The following is a 212-nucleotide window of genomic DNA, read 5'->3' as shown; positions in this document are numbered from 1 at the left end:
CCGTAGCTCAGCTGGATAGAGTACTCGGCTACGAACCGAGCGGTCGGAGGTTCGAATCCTCCCGGATGCACCATATTGCACTTAAGTGTCAGCGATGATGATTAAGTTTCCGCAGTAAAGCAGTAAATCCCGATGCATCCGTAGCTCAGCTGGATAGAGTACTCGGCTACGAACCGAGCGGTCGGAGGTTCGAATCCTCCCGGATGCACCAT

Annotated in this window: 1 tRNA gene; it reads left to right on the top strand. The window is 53.8% G+C overall.

What is annotated here, in order from left to right:
- Positions 1–134 precede the first annotated feature (134 nt).
- Positions 135–211 (top strand) — tRNA-Arg (locus DW58_RS14800).
- The last annotated feature ends 1 nt before the right edge of the window (position 212 follow it).

The sequence above is a fragment of the Siccibacter turicensis LMG 23730 genome, assembly GCF_000463155.2.
Lineage (GTDB): Bacteria > Pseudomonadota > Gammaproteobacteria > Enterobacterales > Enterobacteriaceae > Siccibacter > Siccibacter turicensis.
This window is presented reverse-complemented; position numbering and strand designations above follow the sequence as displayed.